The 23,575-nt window shown below is 66.0% G+C and carries 26 protein-coding genes; 15 read left to right on the top strand and 11 right to left on the bottom strand.

Annotated features, from left to right (window positions below):
• Position 1: 1 nt before the first annotated feature.
• From WD184_08235 to WD184_08220, 4 genes are all read left to right on the top strand, one after another.
• Positions 2-916 carry a hypothetical protein gene (locus WD184_08235; GenBank protein MEX0826718.1) on the top strand — a complete coding sequence of 305 codons (915 nt, stop codon included), beginning with the start codon at positions 2-4 and terminating at the stop codon, positions 914-916.
• Between the two features lie 72 nt (positions 917-988).
• A complete protein-coding gene (locus tag WD184_08230; protein ID MEX0826717.1) occupies positions 989-1,489 on the top strand; it encodes a sigma-70 family RNA polymerase sigma factor in 501 nt (166 codons plus the stop codon).
• Entirely contained in the window at positions 1,486-1,869 is a 384-nt protein-coding gene (locus WD184_08225; protein MEX0826716.1) for a zf-HC2 domain-containing protein, read from the top strand. Before WD184_08230 ends, WD184_08225 begins: the two co-directional genes overlap by 4 nt.
• A complete protein-coding gene (locus WD184_08220) occupies positions 1,866-2,804 on the top strand; it encodes a hypothetical protein (GenBank protein ID MEX0826715.1) in 939 nt (312 codons plus the stop codon). Before WD184_08225 ends, WD184_08220 begins: the two co-directional genes overlap by 4 nt.
• Before the next feature lie 21 nt (positions 2,805-2,825).
• Here the strand turns inward: WD184_08220 and phoU are convergent, their stop codons facing one another.
• The 5 genes from phoU to WD184_08195 all read right to left on the bottom strand — a co-directional run bounded on the left by phoU (position 2,826) and on the right by WD184_08195 (position 7,419).
• Complete coding sequence (gene phoU, locus WD184_08215; GenBank protein ID MEX0826714.1) at positions 2,826-3,515, bottom strand: phosphate signaling complex protein PhoU; 690 nt, start codon at positions 3,513-3,515, stop codon at positions 2,826-2,828.
• Positions 3,516-3,565: 50 nt separating this feature from the next.
• Complete coding sequence (gene pstB / locus WD184_08210) at positions 3,566-4,369, bottom strand: phosphate ABC transporter ATP-binding protein PstB (protein MEX0826713.1); 804 nt, start codon at positions 4,367-4,369, stop codon at positions 3,566-3,568.
• A 38-nt stretch (positions 4,370-4,407) separates the two neighbouring features.
• A complete protein-coding gene (pstA, locus tag WD184_08205) occupies positions 4,408-5,358 on the bottom strand; it encodes a phosphate ABC transporter permease PstA (protein ID MEX0826712.1) in 951 nt (316 codons plus the stop codon).
• Positions 5,358-6,287, bottom strand: a complete 930-nt coding sequence (pstC, locus tag WD184_08200) for a phosphate ABC transporter permease subunit PstC (protein MEX0826711.1) — start codon at positions 6,285-6,287, stop codon at positions 5,358-5,360. Before pstC ends, pstA begins: the two co-directional genes overlap by 1 nt.
• 106 nt (positions 6,288-6,393) lie before the next feature.
• The gene (locus tag WD184_08195) at positions 6,394-7,419 is read right to left on the bottom strand and encodes a substrate-binding domain-containing protein (protein ID MEX0826710.1); all 1,026 of its coding nucleotides are present in this window, start codon (positions 7,417-7,419) and stop codon (positions 6,394-6,396) included.
• Between the two features lie 194 nt (positions 7,420-7,613).
• On the opposite strand from WD184_08195, the gene WD184_08190 reads away from it, so the two are divergent.
• Complete coding sequence (locus WD184_08190; protein MEX0826709.1) at positions 7,614-8,846, top strand: ATP-binding protein; 1,233 nt, start codon at positions 7,614-7,616, stop codon at positions 8,844-8,846.
• Positions 8,843-9,511, top strand: coding sequence for a response regulator transcription factor (locus WD184_08185; GenBank protein MEX0826708.1), 669 nt, complete (start codon positions 8,843-8,845; stop codon positions 9,509-9,511). The genes WD184_08190 and WD184_08185 overlap by 4 nt, the downstream gene beginning before the upstream one ends.
• A 121-nt stretch (positions 9,512-9,632) precedes the next feature.
• On the opposite strand, the gene WD184_08180 is transcribed toward WD184_08185, so the two are convergent.
• The 4 genes from WD184_08180 to WD184_08165 are packed head-to-tail and all read right to left on the bottom strand — an operon-like array spanning position 9,633 to position 11,810.
• The gene (locus tag WD184_08180) at positions 9,633-10,484 is read right to left on the bottom strand and encodes a DUF222 domain-containing protein (GenBank protein ID MEX0826707.1); all 852 of its coding nucleotides are present in this window, start codon (positions 10,482-10,484) and stop codon (positions 9,633-9,635) included.
• A complete protein-coding gene (locus tag WD184_08175; protein ID MEX0826706.1) occupies positions 10,450-10,743 on the bottom strand; it encodes a hypothetical protein in 294 nt (97 codons plus the stop codon). The genes WD184_08180 and WD184_08175 overlap by 35 nt, the downstream gene beginning before the upstream one ends.
• 56 nt (positions 10,744-10,799) lie before the next feature.
• Positions 10,800-11,309, bottom strand: coding sequence for a DUF664 domain-containing protein (locus WD184_08170; GenBank protein MEX0826705.1), 510 nt, complete (start codon positions 11,307-11,309; stop codon positions 10,800-10,802).
• Positions 11,310-11,351: 42 nt separating this feature from the next.
• Positions 11,352-11,810 carry a redoxin domain-containing protein gene (locus WD184_08165; GenBank protein MEX0826704.1) on the bottom strand — a complete coding sequence of 153 codons (459 nt, stop codon included), beginning with the start codon at positions 11,808-11,810 and terminating at the stop codon, positions 11,352-11,354.
• A 217-nt stretch (positions 11,811-12,027) separates the two neighbouring features.
• Here WD184_08165 and WD184_08160 point away from each other — a divergent pair, with 217 nt between their 5' ends.
• Positions 12,028-12,654: a hypothetical protein gene (locus WD184_08160; protein ID MEX0826703.1), complete on the top strand. Its 627-nt coding sequence runs from the start codon at positions 12,028-12,030 to the stop codon at positions 12,652-12,654.
• Positions 12,548-13,504, top strand: coding sequence for a PAS domain-containing sensor histidine kinase (locus WD184_08155; protein ID MEX0826702.1), 957 nt, complete (start codon positions 12,548-12,550; stop codon positions 13,502-13,504). The genes WD184_08160 and WD184_08155 overlap by 107 nt, the downstream gene beginning before the upstream one ends.
• A gap of 36 nt (positions 13,505-13,540) precedes the next feature.
• On the opposite strand, the gene WD184_08150 is transcribed toward WD184_08155, so the two are convergent.
• Both WD184_08150 and WD184_08145 read right to left on the bottom strand, forming a co-directional pair.
• Positions 13,541-14,608, bottom strand: a complete 1,068-nt coding sequence (locus WD184_08150) for a zinc-dependent metalloprotease (GenBank protein ID MEX0826701.1) — start codon at positions 14,606-14,608, stop codon at positions 13,541-13,543.
• The gene (locus tag WD184_08145) at positions 14,605-15,903 is read right to left on the bottom strand and encodes a trypsin-like peptidase domain-containing protein (protein ID MEX0826700.1); all 1,299 of its coding nucleotides are present in this window, start codon (positions 15,901-15,903) and stop codon (positions 14,605-14,607) included. Before WD184_08145 ends, WD184_08150 begins: the two co-directional genes overlap by 4 nt.
• Between WD184_08145 and WD184_08140 the strand changes: the two genes are divergently transcribed.
• The 7 genes from WD184_08140 to WD184_08110 all read left to right on the top strand — a co-directional run bounded on the left by WD184_08140 (position 15,902) and on the right by WD184_08110 (position 23,541).
• A complete protein-coding gene (locus WD184_08140; protein MEX0826699.1) occupies positions 15,902-16,363 on the top strand; it encodes a molybdenum cofactor biosynthesis protein MoaE in 462 nt (153 codons plus the stop codon). The two genes, WD184_08145 and WD184_08140, sit on opposite strands and share 2 nt — an antisense overlap.
• Positions 16,364-16,461: 98 nt before the next feature.
• A complete protein-coding gene (locus tag WD184_08135; protein ID MEX0826698.1) occupies positions 16,462-17,244 on the top strand; it encodes an ABC transporter ATP-binding protein in 783 nt (260 codons plus the stop codon).
• Positions 17,241-18,080: an ABC transporter ATP-binding protein gene (locus tag WD184_08130; protein MEX0826697.1), complete on the top strand. Its 840-nt coding sequence runs from the start codon at positions 17,241-17,243 to the stop codon at positions 18,078-18,080. The genes WD184_08135 and WD184_08130 overlap by 4 nt, the downstream gene beginning before the upstream one ends.
• Positions 18,077-19,927, top strand: coding sequence for a long-chain fatty acid--CoA ligase (locus WD184_08125; protein MEX0826696.1), 1,851 nt, complete (start codon positions 18,077-18,079; stop codon positions 19,925-19,927). Before WD184_08130 ends, WD184_08125 begins: the two co-directional genes overlap by 4 nt.
• Positions 19,924-20,820: a branched-chain amino acid ABC transporter permease gene (locus WD184_08120; protein MEX0826695.1), complete on the top strand. Its 897-nt coding sequence runs from the start codon at positions 19,924-19,926 to the stop codon at positions 20,818-20,820. Before WD184_08125 ends, WD184_08120 begins: the two co-directional genes overlap by 4 nt.
• Positions 20,817-22,019 (top strand): branched-chain amino acid ABC transporter permease, encoded by a 1,203-nt coding sequence (locus tag WD184_08115; GenBank protein ID MEX0826694.1) that lies wholly within the window; start codon positions 20,817-20,819, stop codon positions 22,017-22,019. Before WD184_08120 ends, WD184_08115 begins: the two co-directional genes overlap by 4 nt.
• 130 nt (positions 22,020-22,149) lie before the next feature.
• Positions 22,150-23,541, top strand: coding sequence for a branched-chain amino acid ABC transporter substrate-binding protein (locus tag WD184_08110; protein MEX0826693.1), 1,392 nt, complete (start codon positions 22,150-22,152; stop codon positions 23,539-23,541).
• The last annotated feature ends 34 nt before the right edge of the window (positions 23,542-23,575 follow it).

Below are 23,575 nucleotides of genomic sequence, written 5' to 3'. Positions count from 1 at the left end.
CATGGTGTGGGTCATCGTCGGTGTAGGTGTCGTCGCCCTGGGCATCGTGATCCTGCTGGTTTCTCGTTCACGTTCCTCGGTCGGGTCGGTGACCGCGGCGAGCTCACCGGGGACGCAGACGGTCGAATCCGACCGTCTGCGGCCAACGGTGGCGGAGTTTCACGTCAGTCAACAGTCGGCCCGGGTCCACTTCGACGTCCCGTTACCCGACGAGCCCGACGAGGTGTTCTCCGAGCTCCTCGGCCGAGAGGCCGTCGAAGTCGTACGGGAGAAGCGGCACTCACTGCCAATCGATGATGTCGACGAAGTCGTGGCGCTCGGCCGCCGCGGCGGCGACTGGTCGGTGGCGGCGACCGTGTCGCTCGACACCCCCGGGGAACTCCCTCCGCCGATGCTTCCCGAGCTGATGCCGCACGGCGCCCGCGATCTCGACGTGTTCGACCACATCTCCTCCCTGCCCCAGACCGTCCCCGGAGTCGCGGTCCCCACCAGGGGCGAGGAACTTCCCCCGTTCTCCACGGAAGTCCGGCTTCCCGCCGCGGCCGCCGCCGCCTTGCGCACCCAGGGCATCGACCCGACGGTGGCAACCGGCCCCGATGTCGCGGTCGGCCTGATGCGTGCAGGCGGGTACATGATCGAGCCGGCCGGTCCCGACACCTTCCGGGCTCGCCGGGCCGGTCAGACGACCTTCGTGCGGGTCGTTCCCCACTCGGCGGGCGCCCATCCGGAGCTCGATGAGTCGGCCATCAGAAAGTTCGTGGTCGACTTCGGCGGTTCAGGTAGTGATCGTGGCTTGCTGTTCTCCGAGAAGTACGCCCCGTTCGAGATCTATGACCGTGAGCGGCGTGACGGGCGGGTTCGATTCGTCACGCGGGAACGCTTGCAGGGGTTCATCGACGCACTCGCACTCCGCTAGTGCCCTCCACCGGATTGCGCGCTGCCGGCCGAGGAACTCGGCCCGGGCTCCTGGCGTTAGCGGGAATGGCGGATGGCTGACGACGCCGTCCCCTCCTGGGAAGAGGTAGCACGCGATCATGGGCGCAAGATCTACAACTTCGCGTACCGCCTCACGGGCAACCGCGACGATGCCGGCGACCTCGTCCAGGAGGTTCTTCTCCGCGTCCGCAAGGGTCTCGAGGGCTATCGCCCGGGATCATTCGACGGGTGGCTGTGGCGGATCACCCGCAACGCGTTCCTCGACGATGTCAGGCGGCGCAAACGCCGGCCGAGCGTGCCCCTCCCGGATGACGATCCGGGAGGCCTGGCGCCATCACCGTCCCCGGACGAGGAACTGGCTCGGGTCAGGCTCGGTGAGGACGTCCAGCGCGCCTTGCTGCAGTTGCCATACGATTTCCGCGAGGCCGTCGTCCTGCGTGACGTCGTGGGACTCACTTATGAAGAGATCGCCGAGGCGGCCGCGATACCTGTCGGCACGGTGCGCAGTCGAATCCACCGAGGGCGCAAGATGCTGAAGGAGTTGCTGACGTGAGCCACCCCGGCGACCTCCTGTCGGCCTACCTGGACGGCGAAGCCTCGCCCGCCGACCGACGCCTCGTGCTCGAGCATCTCGAGGGGTGCTCGAGATGCCGGGATGGGCTCCGGACTCTCGAGGAAGCCCGCGATGCGGTCCGCTCGCTGCCGATGCTCGAACCTCCTCGGATCGGTCGGCGCCCCGCCAGAGCTTGGCGTCCCTCGGTGGCTTGGGCGCTATCGGGTGTCGCCGCGGCGGTGATCGCTCTCGGCCTGGCATTTGTTCCCGACGAGCCCGAGGCTGCTTTCGATTTCGACACGCTCCGCGACCAGCACACCGCCCGGCTCGTCGTCGATCCCGGCATCTCCACACTCCGCGGCCCGGCGGGTGACCCGTGAGCCGCCGGGGACTGACCACCCTGATCGTGGCGGTGGCCGTGTCGCTGCCGCTAGGCGCCGCCGCCGACGACTCCCTCGAGGATTTGATGGCGAACGCCGGCTCGGGCGAGTTCCACGCGGTCGGGGTAGTGATGTGCTATTGGGGGGCGGACTCGGCTGCGGCAACCTACGAGGTGGAGAGGTCCGCCGGAATGTCCATGGTGCATGGACCCCATCGCGACCTCATGCTCTCCGGATCCCTGGTCGCAGTCGGCTCGGACTCGGGGTGGTACGCGCTCGAGGTGGCTGAATGGTCGTCGTGGACGCTGAGCGATCGGTACACGCTCGGAGAGCCTGTCGCCACGAACCGTTTGGGCCGGCCGGCAACGGCGGTGACGATCCTGGAGAACCAGCGGGTGCGAGCGCGGCTCGTCATCGACGACGAGAGCACGATTCCGTTGGTGACCGAGATCTTCGACGGAGAGGGACGCCTTTACAGGCTCGCCACCCTCGTCGAGTTCTCGGTCGGCTCGAGGGATGATCACCCGCCGATGCCGACCGACTTCGATGCGCGCAGCGTCATGCAGTCGGCCGGCGAGTCCGCCCACTTGCCGGCCACCGCCGCCGGATATCGCCGGGCCGACTCGTATTCGGCTCCGCTGGGTGGTGTCCAGTCGTATTACACCGACGGGTTGTTCTCCTTCTCGGTATTCGAGGCGAAGCGGGGGGCGATACCGGTGGAGTTCCGGCAGGCGACCCGGTTCAGTGTCGACGGTGGGGTGTATCGCCGGATCGTGAGCCCGACCACCGTCTGGGTGCACTGGAGCAGCCCGGATCGGTCGTATGTGCTGGTTGGCGACCTTCCCCCTGACCACCTGGTGGCCGTGCTGGCCGAACTGCCCGAACCGGGCGAGCGGGGCTTCTTCGTGCGACTCTGGCGACGCTGGTTCGACTGAGAAGCGCCGCCAGCGTGGGTGTCAGCCCTCGTCGGAAGTGGTTGCGGATTCCTCGGGGAACGAGCCGGTGACGATGAAGGTCACGTGCTCGGCGATGTTCACGCCATGGTCGGCGATCCGCTCCATGTAGCGGCCCACCCGAGAAAGCTCGACCGCGAGATCGAAGCCCATGTCGCCTGATCCCTGGGCTATGGCCGAGTACAACTCGCCCACCAGGTCGTCGACTGCATCATCCTCTGCATCCAGGCGCACGCCCGCCTCGGAATCCAGGTCGGCCAGGGCGTCGAGCCCCTGGCGGAACAGTGCGGCCGCCTCGCGCGACAGGCGGGCGATCAGGCTGTGGATGGCGGGCGGGAGGGTGTAGCCCTCGCGCCGGATCAGGCCCTTGGCCACGTTGACGGCGAGGTCGCCACTTCGCTCGATCTCGTAGAGAACCCGCGTCATCGACACCAGGAACCGCAGGTCGCCGGCCACGGGCTGCTGGCGAGCCATCACCTCGAAAACGCGATGCTCGAGCGCGACATACTTCTCATCGATCTCGTCGTCGGCAGCGAGCACCTGGTTGGCCAGTTCGAGCTGGTTCTCGAGCACTGCTTCAGTGGTTCGAAGCATGTTCTCGTGGACGAGGGCGCCCAGCTCGACCGTCCCCCGGAGGATGGCGTCGAGAGTCTCGTTGAAATGGTGCCGGGTGTCGTCGTGGGGATGTTGCATCGTGTCCTCTCAGAGGGTACGCCAGGGGTTGCTCGCCGCACTCGAATTCATCAGCCGAACCGGCCGGTTATGTAGTCCTCGGTTGCCTGTTCCCGGGGATTGGTGAAGATGACTCCGGTGTCGTCGAACTCCACGAGGCGGCCGGTTCGCTGCCCTTCCTCGCCGACGTCGACGGTGAAGAAGGCGGTTCGATCCGACACCCTCGCCGCCTGCTGCATGTTGTGGGTGACGATCACGATCGTGTAGTCCTGCTTGAGGGTCAGCATCAACTCCTCGATCTTGTGGGTGGCGATCGGGTCGAGCGCCGAGCACGGCTCGTCCATCAGCACGACATCGGGGTTGGTGGCGATGGCTCGGGCGATACAGAGCCGCTGTTGCTGGCCGCCCGAGAGCGCGGGAGCGAACTCGTCGAGCTTGTCTTTGACCTCGTCCCAGAGGGCGGCTCGGATGAGGGACTCTTCAACCAGGTCGTCGAGGTCGCCCGAATAGCCTGCGATGCGGGGTCCGAAGGTGATGTTGTCGTAGATGGACTTCGGAAACGGATTCGCCTTCTGGAACACCATGCCGATCCGGCGGCGCACCTCGACCGGGTCGACCCTCGGCCCGTAGAGATCCACTCCGTGATACTTGACCGAGCCGCTCACCGTTGCCGACTCGATCAGGTCGTTCATACGGTTGAAACACCGCAAGAGGGTGGTCTTCCCGCAGCCCGACGGCCCGATGAACGCGGTGATCTCGTTCGGCCGGACGTTCATCGTGACTCCCGCGATCGCCTGAAAGGCGCCATACGAGACCGCCAGGTCTTCGAGGGCGAAGAGCGCACCACCGTTTGACGACTTCGGGCTGGCCGCCACTTCGAACCGCCGGCTCTGGGGCCGCTTGTCGGGAGTCGTCACGTCTTCACGCCCTTCTCGAATCGGTTGCGCAGGTAGATCGCAGTCGCATTGATGAGCAGCAGCACCACGAGCATCACCACGATGAGCGCCGCCGTCAGTGCCTTGAACTCCGCCTGGGGGAGCCGGGCCCACGAGAACACCAGCACCGGCATGGCGCTGAACCTTCCCTGGAGTGTCTCGACGAACCCCGCCCCTCCCGAGCTGAAGAAGGTGGTGATCCCGCCGACCAGGAGCAACGGTGCCGCCTCGCCGAAGGCGCGGCCGAGGGAGAGGATGGTGCCGGTGAGGATGCCTGGAGCGGCCACGGGGAGAACGTGGTGTCGAATCGCCTGCCACTGGGTTGCCCCCACACCTACCGCTCCCTCGCGGATCGCCACCGGTACCGCGCGGAGGGCCTCGGCCGTGGTGATGATGACGATGGGCAGCACCAGGATTCCGAGGGTCAGGCCGCCCGAGATGATGCTCCGTCCCTCTACGTTCGGCCCCGTCAACCCGCCGAGGATCTTCACGAAGATGGCCAGTCCCAGCAGGCCATAGACGATCGATGGAACCCCGGCGAGGTTGCGAATGTTGGCGTTGACGATTCGGGTGAAGCGGGTGTCCAGGGCGTACTCCTCCAGGTAAATGGCGGCTCCGATGCCGAGAGGAAAGGCCAGCGCGGCCGTGAACACCATCAGCACGAGGGATCCGTAAAAGGCCTGCCAGATGCCGGCGCGCTCGGGGTCTGCTGACATCTCGGTGCTGATCAGATCCACGATCCCGCGGTCTCCCCAGACCGATGCGCTTCTCGCCCCGATATCGACCAGCAGCGTGACCAGGACACCAATGGCCACCAGCAGGGACCCCAGCAAGACCAGTCGGAATGCCCCGCCCCGAAGATCACGGCGGCGGGTGGTCAGCGCCCGAACGACGGCTTCCGGAGCGGTGGCGATTGCCGAAGCGTTCATCAGTACTGCCGCCTCACTCTGCGGACGAAGCGCTCGGCGACCACGTTGAGGATGAGGGTGGCGAGAAACAGGACCAGGCCGAGGAAGAACAGGCTCTGGAAGGCATAGTCGTCACCGCGGACCCGGTCGGATCCGATCGCGAGAGACGCCATAGCCGCAGTCATCGTCTGGCCACCACCGAGTGGATCGACGGTGAACAGCGAGCCGCCGGTTGCGCCGGCGGCGATCGCTACCACCATGGTCTCTCCGATCGCCCGGGAGAAAGCGATGATCATGGAGGCCACGATTCCTGAGACCGCGGCGGGGATCACGACGCGGATACTCGTCGACATCTTGGTGGCGCCGAGGCCGTAGGCGGCCTCCCGCAGGGCGAGCGGGACCGCGCGGAGCGAATCCTCGGTAACCGAAGCGACCAGCGGGATCGTGAGGATTCCCACGCCAAGTCCGGCGGCCAGCATGTTGAAACCGGAGAGGCCCTCTCCGAAGATCGGGCGGAGCAACGACGGCGAGATGAAGGTCAGGGCGAAATAGCCCAGGACAACACTGGGGATTCCCGCCAGCATCTCGACGGCCGGCTTGAGCCACCTCCGGGTGCGGGGCGAGGCGTACTCGCTCAGGTAGACCGCGGTGCCCATACCCAGCGGTCCGGCCACCACCATGGCGATGCCCGCCACAAGCAGGGTCCCCACGAGGAGCGTGCGGATGTCGTACAGGCCGCGCCGCGGGAACCAGCCGATGTCGGCCAGCGGTGTGAAGCCGACGTTGCTGATGAAGGTCCAAGCCTCACCGAAGAGGGATGCCACGATCGCCACGCTGATCAGCACCGACGCGGCTGCAGCCCCCAGGAAGAGGCGTCGGATGCGGCGCTCGCGGCGCCGGCGCACCGGGCTGCCGGCGAGTGCGATGCTGATGTCGTCCTGAGTAATCATCGATCCGGACTGCTCGAGGGGTGGGTGGTGGGCCGGAGGATCCTGATCCGGCCCACCACCCACTCATCCCGCCCGGGAGAGAGGCGGGAGGAGCTACGCCCTCTGCTCAGCCGTCGACCTTGCCGACCGTGCGGGCGTCCCAGTTGGCCTTCCACATGGCGCGCTCCTCATCGGTGAGGCGGACATAGCCTGCCCCGTCGGTGGCCACGTTGCCGGCCTCACCCAGGTAGAAGTCGACGAAGTCGGCCAACCGGGGCTTCTCGGCGAGCTCGGCCCCGTTCACATAGATGAACAGCGGTCGGGAGATCGGGTACTCGCCGCTGGCGATCGTCTCGGGGCTGGGGGTCACACACCCGTCGCCACCGTCGACATCGAGGGCCTTCACGGAGCTGGCGTTATTGACGTAAAACGCGTACCCGACCCATCCGAGCGAGGTGTCGTTTCGGCTGATCCCGTCGATGATCACGTCGTCGTTGGGCGACGCCTGGTAGTCGAGCCGCGGCTCGGCCTCGGTGCCGCGAGCGTCGGCGGTGCCTTCGAGGACGATCTCGATGAAGGAGTCGAAGGTCCCCGACTCCTCACCCGGCGCGGTGATCACGATCGGCGCATCCGGGTACGGGGCGTGTGATCCCCCCAGCCCGGCCGCGGCCAGCTCGGCGGCGAGGGTGTCTGCATCGGACCAATTGTCGAATCCGACGGATTCGGCACCAAGCAGTGCGTAGAGGTCGCCGAAGTCGAGGCACGAGACGGCGTCGTTGTTGACCGAGGTGATCACGGAGAGCCCGTCGATCGCCACCTTGATCTCGATCGGCTCCACCCCGTTGGCGATGCAGGTGTCGAACTCCTCCTGCTTGATCGCCCGGGAGGCATCCGAGATGTCGGTCTCTCCGTTGCAGAACAGCACGAAGCCATCCGAAGTACCCGGGCCGTCGACCGCGATGGCGACGCTCGAGTTCTCGGGAATGTCAGTGAATGCCTGCGCCACCCGCGCTGAAATGGGTTCGACGGTCGACGAGCCGGAGATGGCAATTCGGGTGATGTCGCCGCCATCGCCGTTGCCGCCACCGCATGCCGCCCCCACCAGGGACAACGCGATCAGCGCCACAACCACCCTTCCGCTCCTGCGATTCATTCTGGTGTTCCTCCTGGTTGATGGGCCGACGCGGTCGGTGCCGGAAACGACCGTAAAGAGCCCCGGTGACGCCGACGGGGCGTGAATGTGAACTGGAAGTGAAGAGTGTCGGCGGCCTCTGGCGGCCTCCCGCGATGGGCGGCGAAGCCGCCAATCGCGGCCGAGCGAACGCGAGGCCCCTTATCCTCGGCCCTGTGGACACGCTCACGATCGTGCTGGCTGTGGTGGCCGCGCTTGGGTTGCTTCTGGCTCTGTGGGCGTTGCTCCGGGGCAGGGGCCTCGGACGGGCCCTGGACGACGCGATTCGGCGGATCGGGGCGGGTTCTCCCAGCCGGCGGCGGCATCGGGTGGAGGCGCTCGATGCTGGACTCAGTCGGCTGGAGCGATCGACGGCGCAGGCGCAACGGGAGCGAGCCCAGCTGGCCGGGTCGATCCAGACGGCGCCCCTCGGCATCGTGATCACCGATGACCACGGCGTAATTGTCACCGCCAACCCCGCCGCGGCCCGCTACTTCGGGGCGCGTCTGGGTCAGGCGGTTGCCGAGGTCAGGATTCGCGAGGCGATCGAGCGGGCGATGCGAGAGCGGTCCGCGGTCGAGATGGAACTCGATCTGTACAGCCCGGTGCGGACGGCTCTGGAGGTCACCGCCATCCCCCTCGACTTCGGAGTCGAGAGCGCCGGGTGCGTGGCGTTCGTGTCGGACGTGAGTGAACAGCGGAGGGTCGATGCGATGCGACGCGACTTCATCGCCAATGTGGGTCACGAGTTGAAGACCCCCCTGGGGGCGCTCTCTGTCCTTGCCGAGACCCTGGCGGCCGGTGTGTCCGCCGACCCCGGCTCGGTTCGGTTGGCGGAGCGGCTCCAGGCCGAGTCGACCAGGCTCTCAACCCTCGTCGGTGACATCCTCGACCTGTCTCAAGCCGAGGCGCTCGCGGCTCACGACGATCCGGTGGCGGTTGCCGCCTTGCTTGGCGATGTCGTCGAGGAGTTGGATGAAGTGGCGCGGGCTCGTCAGGTCGAGCTGGTGGTGGTGCCAGTCGACCCGACTTTGCGGGTTGCCGGCGATGCCCGTCAGTTGCGGACGATGGTGTCGAACCTCGTCGACAATGCGATCAAGTACTCGTTCGCCGATGACGCGAACAGCTCCCCGAGGGTGACCATCGGGGCCGAGGCTCGGGACGGCGTGATCGTGATCGAGGTGGCCGACCGGGGGATCGGGATCCCCGAGGCACATGTCGAAAGGGTCTTCGAGCGCTTCTACCGGGTGGATCGAGCCCGGAGCCGCGAGACGGGAGGGACCGGCCTGGGCCTGTCGATCGTGCGGCACATCGCCCGTAACCACCGAGGCGAGGTTTCGGTGGACTCCACTGAAGGGGTCGGGTCGACCTTCACGGTGACGCTGCCGCGATGGAGGCAGCCGGCGTGAAGATCCTGATAGTCGAGGATGAGCCGTCGTTCGTGGAGGCCCTACAGATCGCCTTCGGTCGTGAGGGCCATGAGGTCACGGTCGCTATGGACGGCCGGGAGGGGCTCGACGCCTTTCGGAAGATCAAGCCCGACTTCGTGCTCCTCGACCTCATGCTCCCGGGGATGTCGGGCCTCGACGTGCTCAAGGCCATCAGGCGCGACTCCGTGGTCCCGGTGGTGGTGGTTTCCGCCAAGGACCATGAGAGCGACATCGTGACCGCCCTCGAGTTGGGGGCCGACGACTATGTGACGAAGCCCTACTCGCTGCGAGAGCTGTTGGCCCGGGTGAGGGCAGCCGCGAGGAGATCGTCACCCATCGCGGGCTCGGACACCATTTCGGTCGGCACGGCCACACTCGACCGCGCCTCGCTGCGCCTGCGGTTGCCGGACGGCGAGCACGACCTCCCCAAGAAAGAGTTCGAGGTGCTGGAACTCCTGATGGACCAACCGGGCAGGGTGGTGCCTCGCGACGAGTTCCTCGACCGGGTGTGGGGCTACACCTGGGTCGGGGAGACCCGCACCCTCGACCAGCACATCAGAAGGCTCCGCCGCCGCCTCGAATCCTCCGAAGGCGCCCCCCGGATCGAAACAGTGCGAGGGGTGGGGTATCGGCTGACGGGGTAGGTGTCGGAGCACGGTGCCGTTCCTGAGGGTGCGGCGAATGTCGCCAGACGGCATCAATCAGCAGAGGTCGGCGGGTGGTTTCTGATATTTCTGAACCGTAGGGAGTGACCGCCGGCCGCGGTCACTCCAACTGGGGTAACTGAATCGCGCCGAGGTGGAGGGCGAGGTGGTGTGGTCGGCAGAGGAGGCACATTTCGTCGATGTTGGTGAAGCCGCCTTCGATCCATGCGATGAGGTGGTGGGCGTCGCACCAAGCAGGTGGGCGTCCGCATCCGGGGATGACGCAGCCGCCGTCGCGGATGGCGAGTGCCTGTAGTTGGGCGGGGGTTGCGGTGCGGACGCTTCTTCCCATGTCGAGAATGTGACCGGGGCCGTCGCCGACGACGCGGCAGACGGTGGAGTCGCAGGCGAGGAACTCGATGCCCGCTGGTCCGAGGAGTCTTCCGTGGCCGATTTCGGAGCGGCGGGTGGGTCCGTGGAGGGTGTCAAGGTCGACGAGGATGTTGAGGTGGGGTTTGCGGCCCCCCTGGGTGGGGGCGGTGCCGGTGTCGAGGTGGTTGCGGCAGATCTCCGAAAGGGCGTCGGCGCGGTTCTGGGTGGGGGTCCGCTCGTCGTAGCTGCTGCGGTTGGCGGGACTGGCGAGAGATTCGATGGCGGTGCGGATGGTTTCGCCGGAGACGACGTCGAGGAGGGCTTCGAGTTCGATCATCCCATCGAAGCGTTCCCGGATCGTCAGGCGTCGGCGGGCGAATCGTTGGCGTTCTTCTTCGGCGGCGATCTCGGGTTCGGTTCCCCGTCGCCACATTTCGACGGCGATGGTGAAACCTGCCGCGTCGAGGCTGCGGGCCTTGTCTACCAGCATCGATTCGGCACGGGCGAACGGTTGCGGAGCGGTCTCCCAGGCTTTGATCAGGCGACGGACCCGGGTCCGGTCGATATCACCCTCGGTGAAGGCGGCTGCGGTTGCGGGCATCTCGGTGAGGGCCCCGGGCGACCCGGACCTCACCGGCGGCTGCCTGCTGGGACTCAGAGGTGGCATGGGCAACATAGGCGGTGGTCGACAGGTAGCCGTATGGCTGGTAGGCGCGCCGTCGATCGATCTCGGCCAACAACGCGGCGTTGCGGGCTTCGATGCGCCGGTGTTCGATCCATCCCTGCTCGAAAGCGGCGAGAAGTTCATCGTCCGAAAGCAACGGCGTATCGGTCGCAGGTGCTTGAAGGGTTTCCAACATGGCTCAAACGTATCGCCCCGGTATGACAAGAAACGGTCCCGCGATCGAGACCCTGCTCAGCGGATGATCTTGCCGAGGGCGGCGTACCTCAGCATGTGGGCCTGGCCGCTGTGCAGGGCGTACTCGTCGATCATCTTGATCAGCACGGCACCGAGCGGCCGTCCGTGGCCCGCGCCGACCGCGTCCAGATCGGACATGGCGCCTATCGCAATGTCGGCCTTCTCCACTTCGTCCAGGTAGAGCTTGAGGTCGGTGTCGATGGTCTCCACCGATCCACCCGCGTAGTCGTCGTCCCCGTAGTGGTCCAACCGGGTTCCGCCGGCAAGCCCCCACGACAGGAACACGTGCTCCATCTGGGTCAGGTGCCTGAGCAGGCCGAGGACCGAGAGTTCGACCGGCGGTATCGACCAGGCAACGAGCCCAGTGGGCGTCAGGTCGCGGAGTTTCCGGTTGAACTCGTGCCGTTGGTAGCCGAGCCATTCAGTGAGCTGCACGCGCAGTTCGGTGTCTGCGGCGGGCTGTTCACGCCTGCCGAAGTCGAGGGTCGAGAGAAGATCAGAACCCATGATCGGCAGATCCTATGGTCGGTCCGGGTCGCAGGGTCTTTGTCAGAAAGAAGCCAGCGCCTCTACGTAGTCCTCGAACTCGCGGGCCACTTTGCGGGTCTCGGTGGCGATGATCGCGCGGACGATGCCTTCTTCGTCGAGGACGTAGCTGCTGCGGTTGGCCGCCCCCACCCGCTCGTCGAAAGTCCCATAGGCCGTGGTCACCGCCCCGTGAGGCCAGAAGTCCGATAGGACGGGGAACCCGAAGTTGTTCTGCTCGGCCCACACCTTGTGGGCGAAGACCGTATCCGTCGTGATGGCAATGACATTGGCGTCGAGGTTCTCGAGGTCGGCCAGCCGGTCACGAATGGCGCACAGTTCACCCTCGCAGGTCCCCGTGAACGGGAAAGGAATGAAGACGATGAGGGACTTCCGTCCCTTCAGATCGCCGAGGGAGACGAACTCTCCGTCGAAGTTGCGCAGGGAGAAGTCGGGAGCCGGAGAGCCGATCTCAGCAGCCATGGGTCTGAAGCCTTTCCTCGACGGGTGTCGGCGATGGTACCGATCGGAGCGGGGGCAGGATTCGTCGGCACCCACCTTCCTCAAGGGGGCGCTGGGCGCTTCCGATAGCAACCCCATGCCTTCTTCGACCGGGCCCCTCCGGTCCCCGGTCGTAACCACCGGCTCCGCTCCGCTCTTGCGCCGGGCGGTGGTGCTGGGCGCTGTGGCGGTTCCCGTCATGACCGCGCTCATCGCGATCCTCGCACTGATCACCGGGGACAACGCACTTCTGGCATGGGTCGTGCTCGGTCTGGTGATCGGGTCGTTGCTCTTGGTCGAGGTGCTTCTCAAGAGGACCGACATCGAACTGTTGACCGTCGCAATCGCGGTCGGGGTGGCGGTGGCTGCGCCGTTCGGACCTGCCGACTCGGTCATCGCCGTGGTGGCGGCCGCGGTGATGTTCGCCCTCCCGCTCTTCACCATCGTCGAGCCGTCGCGATGGACGATGCTCGCCGCCCTCGCGACGTTTTCGGCTCACACCGTCACTTTGGTCGTCGCGAGCGGTGGCTGGGCTGGGTTGGCGACTGCCGGGATCCTTCTGCCCGGTGCGTTCGTGACGTGGCTTCTCCTCCACCACATCGTGGGTCGGCTGCGCGCTGAGCATGCTTCGTACCGTCAACTGTTCGATCGGGTACCGGTCGGCCTCTATCGGACCGGTCTTGCGGGTGAGCTCCTTGACGGGAACCCAGCGCTCGCCGATCTGGTCGGCGTTCCCCGAGAGCAGCATCGGCCGTCTCGCCCAGGAGTTTTTCTTCGATCGCGAGGACTTCAACCGTCTACGCAACGCGATTGGAGATCGGCTTGATGCCGTCACCACCGACATCCGGTTCCGACGACCCGACGGATCCACCATCTGGCTTCGCGACCACACCCGCCCCGTCACCGACGAGCACGGCAAGATCGTGTTCTTCGAAGGTGAGTTACAGGACGTAACCGACCAGCGCCGCAACCTCGAGGAGTTGGAGGCCCTGGTGAGGTCGAAGTCGGAGCTGATTGGCGCGGTCAGCCACGAGCTCAGGACACCTCTTACCGCCGTAATCGGATTTCTCGAGTTGCTCCAAACTGGAGACGACGCTGGAGAACAGGCTGAATTGTTGAGCCTGGCCGCCGGCCAGGCGCGCGACATCGCCGGGATCGTGGATGACCTGCTGACGGCGGCGCGGCTCGACAATCAGGAACTGGTGGTTAAGCGGGATGTGTTCGATGTCCGGTCGACCGTCGAGGTCGCTGTCACCTCGGTCACTGGCGGTGGTCCGAGCGGGGTCTTGGTCGGTGTGCCACCGGGCCTGCTGGTTCTGGCGGATGCGGCGCGAGTACGTCAGGTCGTCAGGAATCTCGTCGGGAACGCGATTCGGTACGGGAGCGCGCCGGTCGAGGTGCGGGCCGAATCGCGAGGGGGCAGGGTGCGGATCGTGGTCGCCGACCGCGGAAGTGAGATTCCCGACCGCACCGTGGCCCGCATGTTCGATGCCTTCTTCAGCGGCGGCGAGTCGTCGGCCCGTCAGCCCGGCTCGATCGGTCTCGGGCTCGCCGTATCGCAGCGCCTGGCACGCCTCATGGGCGGCGAACTGAATTACGCCCGTGTCGGCGACGAGACCCAGTTCGTACTCGAGTTGCCGTCGGCTTCGGTCGCGGCATTGGCGGAGACGGCCTGAGGTCGCAATTCGGCTCGGTCGCCCGCTTGCTGATTTCTAGAGCAGGACCCGGGCTGCCCAACCCACCGGGTCGGTGAGGTCGCCTTCGGTGGGGACCATCTCGGGCCCTTCCCAGATTCGATCCAGGGCGTCTTCTCCCCACCGTCTCACCACCTCGGCGCAGAACTCGTCACCCCGCCGATAGTCGGCGTGCCGCAGGTTCAGGGCAACCGCCTGGTGGAGCAACTGTTCACCCTGGGATGCCTCGGCCCGCCGCAAATCGATGGCATCGCGCAGGCGGGACGCGCCGGGGATCATCGTGCCTGCGGTCTTTCTCACGAGGTGATCCGCATATCCCTCGACCACGGCGAGGACGCCGCGCATCCGGCCGATCGCTTCGCCGTCGTCGTCGGGTGACAGCAGGCCGGCGAGGCCGGTCGGTTCGCTCATCATTCTCTGCAGCACCTCCGGGTCCTGCATTGCCTCGATCCGCCGCTCGATCCCTTCGCTGTCGAACTCCAGGCTTTCGACGAAGGTGTGGGCGAGCATCATCACGTGCTCTCGGAGCCACGGCACCGCGAAAGCGGCGTGGTGGGTCACCTCGTGGAGGGCGACCCACAGCCGTGTCTCGCGGGCATCCAGAGCCGAATCGTCCGCGAAGGCTTCGATGTTGGGAACGACAAATGTCGGTCCGGTGGGGAAGTTGCCCGGCAGACCGAGGTCGAACTGACCGAGGACGGTCTGGGCACTGAATCCAATCGTGGCGCCCATCTGCATTCCGAGGAGAGCCGGGCCGAGTGGCTGAAGCGGCGAGCCGGCATCGGAGGCAAGCTTGTCGGCGAGCGGCTCCGCGAGATATGCGAGGGACTCGATGTTCGCATGCGCCCAGCCGCGGCGATCGACGATCCGCGCCTCGGTTTCCCCCAGGGAGGGGTCGAGCGGCGAACCCAGGTCGACCATCCGCGCCGCCGTCGCAGCCAGGTCCCGATACTCCTCCTCGAGCCATGGATCGATGGGCTCGGCCGGTCCGGCGATGCTCTCGGAGATCTCCCTGGCCAGGCGCCAGTTGACGGGGCCGCTCGATCGAAGCAGGTCGGCGAGGCGGTCGAATATGTTGTCGGTCACAGGTCCGCCGGGCGTTCGAGCAGCGTCACCGGCAGCTCGAGGGGTTCGGATCCGCGCAGGATGGCGATCGTCACCGAGTCGCCGACCCGGAAGACTCTGAGCCGGATCACCAAGCCATCAAGGGTGGAGACCGCTTCGCCGTCGACCGAGAGGATGATGTCGCCGCCCTCGATGCCGCCGAGATCCGCCGCGGTGCCGTCGATCACCTGGGCGACCCTCACCCCCGCCGGGGCCAGGGCTCCGTCCGCGAGAACCTCGAACCGGGTCGAACCGCTGATGCCCAGGAAGGTGTGAGAAGCCACTCCATCGGCGATGAGGTCGTCGGCGACCCGGACCACCAGTTCCACCGGAACCGCGAATCCGAGGCCCTCCTGGCCCACATCGCTCACTCCGAATGCCGTAGTGATGCCCAGAAGACGGCCAGCATCGTCCACCAGCGCGCCACCGCTCGATCCCCGGGTGATGGGAGCGTCGGTCTGCAGCATCCCGAACAGCTCGCTCTCGACCCCCGTCACGATCCGGCGATCGAAGGCCGAGAGCACCCCGGTCGTCACCGAGGGCCCGCCTTCCAGCCCCAGCGGGTTGCCGATGGCGATTGCCAGGTCGCCGATGGAGGAATCCTGTGCCGACCCGATGGCGATCGGGGTCAGTCCGAAGGCATCGATCCGGAGGACGGCCACATCCGTGAGTGGATCCGCACCGACAAGAATCGCGACATAGGTGCGGCCATCGGCGAAGACCGCCCGGAACTGTTGACCGTCAGCGACCACATGGGCGTTGGTCACCAGATGGCCCGCGGTGTCGTAGACGACCCCGGAGCCCCTACCGCTGATCACGAAGGCGTCGCCGGTCTCCAAGCTCACCTCGACCGAGACGATCGATGGGAGTACCTGGCGGGCGACGGCGGCGACCACCGAAAGGCCCTCGTCCGGGGTCACCACCCGCGTCTCCACCCGCTCGACGACGGTCACCCCGGGTGGCGTCGGTTCCTCGTCGAGCACGAAGGAAACCCCCAGGGCGGCGGCCGCGCCGGCGAACGCCGCGACCGCCACCAGCGCGGCGGTCCGCCCGGTGCGAGCCAACCACCGTCGTCGGGTCGGCAGTGCGATGGGCCGAAGCACCTCGACCGCCACCGTCGGGTAGGGGTCTCCGGCGAGCCACTCGTCAACTGGCTGGCCCTCGGTCGGCTGCGGATCGAACCCGAGATCCTTCGACCACGGAGGTGGCGGAGCGAGTTCCGATGGGGGGAGGCCGTCCTCGGGGCGGGCACCCGTTGGAGGGGTAGTGTCGGCCATGGAGGTCGATTCTATGGACGCAGGCGACCTAACCCATCACGATCTGGTCTCGGTGACGGAATCGCCGCTCGACCCGTCCGCGCTGCTCGACGCGGTGCGTCGGCCCGATGCGGGGGCGATCGTGCTGTTTCTCGGCTCCGTCCGTGACCATTCCGACCGACGCGAGGGGGTGACCCACCTCGAGTACGAGGCCTACCGCGAGGTGGTCGAGGCCAAGATCCTCGAGATCATCACCGAGACCCGGGCGCAATGGGCATTCGGTTCGATTGCGGCAGCCCATCGGGTGGGGACCGTCCAGGTTGGCGAGGATTCGGTGGGAGTGGCGGTTTCTGCGCCACATCGACCCGAGGCATTTGCCGCCGCTCGCCACGTGATCGACGAACTCAAGTCCCGAGCCCCCATCTGGAAAAAGGAATACTGGCCAGGCGGAGCGGAGTGGGTACAAGAGGGGAGCGGGTAGTTCGCTGGGGTGGTAGACCGTAGACCTCTCGTCTCCCCGGCGAGGCGGCCGACCAATCACTAGCCTCTCTGCGCCAACGGCCGGAGGACCGACACATCGTGCTGGCGCTTAAGAACGTCGAGGTCGTCTACAGCGATGTGATCCTCGTGCTGCGCGGTCTTTCGCTCGAGGTACCCGATGGCAAGATCGTCGCGCTGCTCGGTGCCAACGGCGCCGGCAAGACGACCACCCTGCGAGCGATCAGCGGCTTGCTCGACGTCCACAACGGCGATCTCACCAAGGGGGAGATCAGCCTCGACGGTCAGCGGATCGACCATTTTTCTGCGGCCAAGATCGTCAAGATCGGCATCGGGCAAGCCCTCGAGGGCCGCAGGGTCTTGGCCGAGATGACCGTTGAGGAGAACCTGCGCCTCGGGGCGCATACCGCCCGCAAGCAGGCGGACGCGAACCTTGCGCGGGTGTTCGACCTCTTCCCGACGCTGCAGGAGCGACCGAAGTTCACGGCCGGCTATTTGAGCGGTGGCCAGCAACAGATGCTGGCGATCGGGCGGGCACTCATGGCCAGCCCCCGGTTCCTGCTTCTCGATGAGCCAAGCCTTGGGCTCGCCCCCCTGCTCGTTCAACAGATCCGCGACATCATCGTTGAGATCAACCGACAAGGGACAGGCGTGCTGCTCGTGGAGCAGAATGCCACGATGGCACTGTCGATCGCCGACCACGGCTACATCCTCGAAACCGGCAAGGTCGTCATGGATAAGCCGGCAGCCGAACTCCTCGAAGATGAAGACGTGAGGGAGTTCTACCTCGGACTGCACGGCGAGGACGTGAAGTCCTTCGCGGAAGTGAAGCACTACCGGCGCAAGAAGCGGTGGCTGTCATGAGAGCGCGGCTCCTCCACGAGTTTCTCCCCGCGGCCGACGGCAACGAAGTAATCCTCGAGATCGACAACGTTCACCTGGCGTTCGCCGGCGTCAAAGCGATCGACGGGGTCTCGCTGTCGGTGCGCAACGGGGAGCTGTTCGCGATCATTGGCCCGAACGGGGCCGGGAAGACGTCGATCTTCAACTGCATCTCGGGGGTGTACCGGCCGCAGGAGGGATCGATTCGATTCCTCGGCCGGGATCTCCTCACCATGCGGCCGGACCGCATCGCAGATCTCGGTGTCGCCCGGACCTTCCAGAACATCGAGTTGTTCCCACAACTGACGGTGTTGGACAACCTGATGCTCGGCCGCCACCAGCACGTGCGCTACGGGACGTTTGCTGCCGCCATCAGATTCGGCCGGGCGTCGCGCGAGGAGGCACGCAATCGAGAGGTCGTCGAGGGGATCATCGAGTTCCTCGACATCCAGCAGCATCGGAAGTCCTACGTCCTGATGCTCCCGTACGGGATACAGAAGCGCATCGAACTCGGTCGAGCCCTGGCGATGGAGCCCAAGCTGCTCCTGTTGGACGAGCCGGCCGCCGGCATGAACCTCGAGGAGACCGAGGACATGGCCCGCTTCATCACCGACATCAAGCGGGAGTTGGGCATCGGGATCGTCCTCATCGACCACGATATGCGAGTGGTCATGGACCTGGCCGACAAGGTGCTTGCGGTCGACTTCGGCAAGCCCATCGCCGTGGGCCGCCCAAGTGAGATCCAGGCCAACCCGGATGTGATCAGGGCCTACCTGGGACAGGAACACTCGATTGTCGACACCGGAGGAGACAAATGACGACCACCGCCGATCGCTCTGCCGCCATCGCCTCGCCGGCTTCGCGGGTGCGGGACCGCGCGGCTGCCACGTCCGACCTGGTCGCGCTGCGGGCGAAGAGCCGGGGCATCTGGCGCGAGATCACCTGGGCCGAATATTGGGACCAGGTCGATACCTTCGCCCATGCCCTCGTTGCCGCCGGGATCGAGCCGGGAGACCGGGTGGCGATCCACTCGGACAATCGGCCCGAGTGGGTGTTCACCGATCTCGGTTCCTTGGCGGCTCGGGCGGTGTGCATGGGCCTGTATCCGACGAATCCGGTGTCCGAAGTCGAGTACCTCCTCAACAACTCTGGCGCGCGAATCCTGGTGGTCGAGGACGAGGAGCAGGCCGACAAGGTATTGGCGATCCCGACGTCTGACCTTCCCCACATCGAGACGATCGTCTACCTCGAGCATCGTGGTGTCGACGCCTACGACGATTCGCGTCTCATTTCATGGGATGCGTTCATGCAGAGCGGTGTCGAGCACCGGGAAACCCATCCGGAGGCGGTGGCGAATCGGATGGCGGCGACGGAGCCAACCGATCTCGCGTATCTGGTGTACACCTCGGGTACGACCGGGCCACCCAAGGGGTCGATGATCACGATCGGCAACCTGGAATTCGCCACGGCCGAGATCGCCGGCGACCACGGGATCGTGCGGCCACGCCCGGGGCCGGACGATCTGATCGTCTCCTATCTGCCCTTGTGCCACATCTACGAGAAGCTGTTCTCGGTGGTGTTCAGCACCGGGGCGGGTGTCCCGATCCATTTCGGCGAATCGCTCGACACGCTGGTCCCCGACATGCGCGACGTGCAGCCGACCATCGTCCAGGGCGTGCCCCGCATCTGGGAACGCATCCACGCTGCCATCCAGGTGCGCCTCGCCTCTGCCTCGCGCCTCAAGAAGTTCAATGCGGTCATCTGGCTGAGAGTTGCCCGGTACATCGGGCGGACCCTGGTCCGTCGGCACGGGCGGCACACGATCGCCACCAGGGTGCTCGCCCGACTCGGCGACGTATTCCTGTATCGGTCGCTCCGCGAGCGCGTCGGCCTGCGTCGGATTCGCTACGCCGTCTCCGCGGCGGCGCCGATCGCACCCGAGATACTCGAGTTCTTCATGTCGATCGGCGTGCCGATCTACGAGGCGTACGGGATGACCGAGAACTGTGGCGTCGCCACCACCAACCGTCCGGGGCGCACAGTGCTGGGCACCGTCGGTGAGCCGTACATGGGGTGTGAACTCAAGCTCGATGCTGAGACGGGTGAGATCCTGACTCGCCATCCGGCGGTGTTTGCCGGCTACTGGAATATGCCCGACGCCACTGCGCGAACGATCGACGACGATGGCTGGCTGCACACCGGCGACGTTGGCGAGTGGGTCGATGGCACGCATGTCCGAATCGTCGATCGGATCAAGGACATCATCATCACGAGCGGCGGCAAGAACGTGTCGCCCTCCGAGATCGAGAACACTCTGAAGACGTCGCCCTTCGTCAAGGAGGCGATCGTCATCGGCGATCGGCGCAAGTACCTGACCGCCCTCATTGGCATCGACCTCGACGTGGTGAGCGAGTGGGCTCAGCGGCGACGCATCCCGCACACCACCTACCGAGACTTGTCCGAGAAACCCGAAGTGCGGTCGCTGATCCAGAAGGCCGTGGACAAGACGAACGAGAAGTTCGCCCGCGTCGAGCAGATCAAGCACTTCCGCCTGCTCACGAAAGAACTCGATCATGAGGACGGCGAGTTGACCGCGACTCAGAAGGTCAAGCGGTCGATCATCGAGGAGCGGTTCGCCGACGACATCGAGTCGATGTATCGATGACCCAGTTCCTGCAGGCGCTGATCAACGGGACGTCGCTCGCGGCGATTTACGGTTTGATCGCGCTCGGCTTTGTAATCATCTACAAGTCGACGCAGGTTCTCAACTTCGCCCAACCCGCGCTGATGCTCCTCGGCGCCTACTGGGTGGTGTACTTCGCCACGATCATCGGTTGGCCGTTCTGGGTGGCGGTGCTGATGGCCGCCGGTCTCGCTGCGCTCACCGGGGTGCTGGTGGAGCGAACCGCACTGCGGCCCATGGTGGGGAAACCGGTGTTCGCCGTCGCCATCATGACGATCGGGCTGAACACCGTCATCACCGTGGTCGCCCTGGACCTCCTCGGGGTGGAGACCCGTCAGGTGGGCGACCCCTGGGGCCTGAAGTTCTTTCAACTCGGATCGCTCAACATCGCCCATCGGCAGGTGGCGGCGATCGTGGCGGCGGCAATCCTCGTCGCCGTCCTCCTTGCCTTCTTCAAGTACTCCCGCTTCGGACTGGCGATGCGGGCCGCGGCCTTCGACCAGGAGGTAGCCCTCACTCAAGGGGTGTCGGTGACCGCGGTGTTTGCCGCCTCGTGGGCAATCGCGTCGGTGCTGGCGATGGTCGGCGGGGTACTCATCGGGACCACCCCGCCGGGGCTCGATCGGTCGGCCGGGGTGGTCGCCCTCAAGGCGTTGCCGGTGGTGGTGATCGGCGGGCTCGATTCGATCGCCGGTGCGCTCGTGGGCGCGCTGATCGTGGGAATCGCCGAAGCAATGACGACCACCTATCAACCGATCCATGCGGAGTTCCTCGGCAGGAACTTTGCCCAGGTGGTCCCGTACCTGGTGATGTTTCTCGTCCTGCTCGTCCGGCCCTATGGGCTCTTCGGCACCAGGGAGGTCGAGCGGGTATGAGGAACCGGCCCGGGCTCATCGGCGACTACCGCGCGGACAGTGCGATCTTCCGCAACAACGTCCAGCGGTTCTGGATGGTCGTCTTGCTCGTGGTGGCGGTGGTCCTCGGTCTCGGCGGCACCATCCCTCTGATCCCCGGGCTGATCGATTTCTCGATGAGGGGCGATCTGCTGATCCTCGGGGTGAGCGCGTTGTTCGCATCGATCGGCGCGATCGGCCTCAACATCGTGACCGGGTACGCCGGCCAGGTGTCGCTCGGTCACGCCTTCTTCCTCGGACTGGGGGCCTTCACCGCCGCCGTGCTCGGTGGCACCGAGGTGACCCGACAGGTCTTCGATCTTGCCACCGGCCAGAACGTCGAGAAGACGGTTCTGGTGGGGTATGGGCTGGACATGGCCTTGTGGTTGCCGGCGGCCGGGATCGTCGCCGCCCTTGCCGGGCTGATCATCTCGCCGGTGGCATTCCGGCTGCGAGGGCTCTATCTGGCTTTCGTTACCCTCGGCCTGGTTTTTCTCGGGGAGCACTTCTTCCGCGAGTCCGAGACCTTGACCGGCGGTGTCGGCATCGGGCGAGAGACCGGCATTCCGAAGCTCTTCGGGTTCCGATTCGACCAGCCGGGCGAGGTGTTCGGCATTTTCATGACGAAGCCCCAGAAGTTGTTCTTTCTGGGCTTGATCCTTCTGGTCGTCATGGCTCTCGTGGCGAAGAACCTTGCCCGGTCCCGGATCGGCCGGGCGCTGGCCGGCGTGCGCGACCGTGACATCGCGGCCGAAATGATGGGCATCAACCTCGCCCGCTACAAGATGATCGCCTTCGTGGTCTCGTCCTTCTACGCCGGGATCGCCGGGGCACTTCTCTACTCGGCGATCGGGCGATTGGAGCCGGCTTCGTTCAATCTTCTGCTCTCGATCCGCTATATCGCCATGATCCTGATCGGGGGCGCGGCCACCATCGCCGGCTCGATCATGGGCGCGTTCTTCATCACCTTCCTGCCCCGGATCGTCAGATGGATGGCGGGCTTGTGGTTATTCGGCTTCATCTCGACCTCGCCCGCGGGCGGGTTCGTGACCGCCTCCCAGTTCGAGCAGATCATGTTCGGCGGGCTCATCGTCGGTTTCTTGATCTTCGAGCCGCTCGGCCTCTACGGGATCTGGATTCGGGTACGGAACTACTGGAAAGCGTGGCCCTTCAGCTACTGATCCGGTAGTTAATGGGTGAAAGGGCCTGTTTGGCCCGCCGGTTTCGGCCCGATCCGATAGGCTGCTGCCTCAACTGCCCATGGGGGGCGGGACTCTTCAGCGAAACAGCAATCCTTGGGAGGAACAGAGAATGAGAAAACGATGGCTCGTGCTTGCGAGCCTTCTCATGGCGTTTGCCCTTGTGGCGACGGCGTGTGGTGACGACGACGCCACCACGACGACGGCCGCTCCGGCCACTACCACCACCGCGGGGGCAACGACGACTTCGCCCCCGACTACGACACCGCCTCCGGAGACGGCGTTCGACATCGGGGTCACCCCGGCTCCTTGTCCGGATGCGGAAAATGAGGGCAACGGGTGCATCTATCTGGGTGTGATCTCCGACCTGGTCGACGGTCCCTTTGCTCCGCTGGGCGTCCCGCTCACGCAGGCGCAGGAGGACTACTGGAAAGCGGTCAATGCCAGCGGCGGACTCGACGGTTGGGACGTCGTCATCACGGCGGAGAACACCTTCGATGCCCATTACGACGGCGCACAGACGGTTGAGGGGGCGACGGCGTTGTCAGGGCGGGTAGCCGCGCTGGCGCAGTCGCTCGGCACTCCGCAGACCCAGGCGGCCCTGCCGATCTTCGTGGAGAACAACATGGTGGCGGCACCGGCGACCTGGTGGTCGGGGTGGGCCTTCGCCGATGTGGACTCCGGTCTGATCCTCGAATCCGGTGCGCCATATTGCTTCGAGGCGATGAACGGCATGAGCGCCATGGTCGATGCGCTCGGCGCCGAGATCACCTGGGCGCTCGTGGCGTTCCCCGGCGACTACGGAGGCGACTACGGTGCGGGTGCCAAGATCGCCGCAGCCCAGCTCGGACTGGGCGATCCGGTCTCCGACCTCCTGCAGATCCCGGTATCGGCCGGTGGTGACGTGACCGAGGCCGTGACGACCCTGCTCGGCACTCAGCCGAACCTGATCGTCGTGGTGACCGGCCCCACCGAGATGGCGCAGATCGCCGGCGGTCTGTTCCAGGGCGGGTTCCAGACGTTCCAGATTCTCGGCGCCTCGCCGACCTGGAACGTGGCCCTGACTGGGAACGCCGACCTGGTGCCTCTGCTTCAGGCGACGTACTGGGGGACCACCCCTTGGGGCGGTTGGGACACTGACTCCACGGCGCATGCCGACATGCGTGCTGCCGCGGATGCCAACGACCGCAGCCCGCACGGCGCGTATGTCGCCGGCTGGGTGTGGCAGTACCCGATCAAGGCGCTGCTCGAGCAGGCGATCGCCTCCAACGACCTGACGCGTGCCAACCTGGCCGCGATCGCGGCCGAGTTGGACGGAGTGAGCTACGACGGCGCGCTTCCGGATCGCGACTACACCGGTGATCCGAACGACCATGTGGTTCGTTCGACGATCGTCAACCGGGTCGACCCGACTTCGTCGGACGGCCTGATGGCAGTGACGGACGCCACGATCAGTGAGATCGCGGCTGCATACGAGTTCGCTGGCCCCTGCTTCGTGGGGTGATCGGCGAGTGAGTGAAACGAGAGGAGCCGCCCTT

The organism is Acidimicrobiia bacterium, assembly GCA_040878325.1.
Lineage (GTDB): Bacteria > Actinomycetota > Acidimicrobiia > Spongiisociales > UBA11373 > JAUYIV01.
This window is presented reverse-complemented; position numbering and strand designations above follow the sequence as displayed.

Excerpts from the sequence above, each read along its gene's own strand:
- WD184_08235 (MEX0826718.1), top strand. The coding sequence starts at position 2 with ATGGTGTGGGTCATCGTCGGTGTAGGTGTCGTCGCCCTGGGCATCGTG.
- WD184_08230 (MEX0826717.1), top strand. The coding sequence starts at position 989 with ATGGCTGACGACGCCGTCCCCTCCTGGGAAGAGGTAGCACGCGATCAT.
- phoU (MEX0826714.1), bottom strand. The coding sequence starts at position 3,515 with ATGCAACATCCCCACGACGACACCCGGCACCATTTCAACGAGACTCTC.
- pstA (MEX0826712.1), bottom strand. The coding sequence starts at position 5,358 with ATGAACGCTTCGGCAATCGCCACCGCTCCGGAAGCCGTCGTTCGGGCG.
- pstC (MEX0826711.1), bottom strand. The coding sequence starts at position 6,287 with ATGATTACTCAGGACGACATCAGCATCGCACTCGCCGGCAGCCCGGTG.
- WD184_08195 (MEX0826710.1), bottom strand. The coding sequence starts at position 7,419 with ATGAATCGCAGGAGCGGAAGGGTGGTTGTGGCGCTGATCGCGTTGTCC.
- WD184_08180 (MEX0826707.1), bottom strand. The coding sequence starts at position 10,484 with ATGCCCGCAACCGCAGCCGCCTTCACCGAGGGTGATATCGACCGGACC.
- WD184_08175 (MEX0826706.1), bottom strand. The coding sequence starts at position 10,743 with ATGTTGGAAACCCTTCAAGCACCTGCGACCGATACGCCGTTGCTTTCG.
- WD184_08170 (MEX0826705.1), bottom strand. The coding sequence starts at position 11,309 with ATGGGTTCTGATCTTCTCTCGACCCTCGACTTCGGCAGGCGTGAACAG.
- WD184_08165 (MEX0826704.1), bottom strand. The coding sequence starts at position 11,810 with ATGGCTGCTGAGATCGGCTCTCCGGCTCCCGACTTCTCCCTGCGCAAC.
- WD184_08160 (MEX0826703.1), top strand. The coding sequence starts at position 12,028 with ATGACCGCGCTCATCGCGATCCTCGCACTGATCACCGGGGACAACGCA.
- WD184_08140 (MEX0826699.1), top strand. The coding sequence starts at position 15,902 with ATGGAGGTCGATTCTATGGACGCAGGCGACCTAACCCATCACGATCTG.
- WD184_08145 (MEX0826700.1), bottom strand. The coding sequence starts at position 15,903 with ATGGCCGACACTACCCCTCCAACGGGTGCCCGCCCCGAGGACGGCCTC.
- WD184_08130 (MEX0826697.1), top strand. The coding sequence starts at position 17,241 with ATGAGAGCGCGGCTCCTCCACGAGTTTCTCCCCGCGGCCGACGGCAAC.
- WD184_08125 (MEX0826696.1), top strand. The coding sequence starts at position 18,077 with ATGACGACCACCGCCGATCGCTCTGCCGCCATCGCCTCGCCGGCTTCG.
- WD184_08120 (MEX0826695.1), top strand. The coding sequence starts at position 19,924 with ATGACCCAGTTCCTGCAGGCGCTGATCAACGGGACGTCGCTCGCGGCG.
- WD184_08115 (MEX0826694.1), top strand. The coding sequence starts at position 20,817 with ATGAGGAACCGGCCCGGGCTCATCGGCGACTACCGCGCGGACAGTGCG.
- WD184_08110 (MEX0826693.1), top strand. The coding sequence starts at position 22,150 with ATGAGAAAACGATGGCTCGTGCTTGCGAGCCTTCTCATGGCGTTTGCC.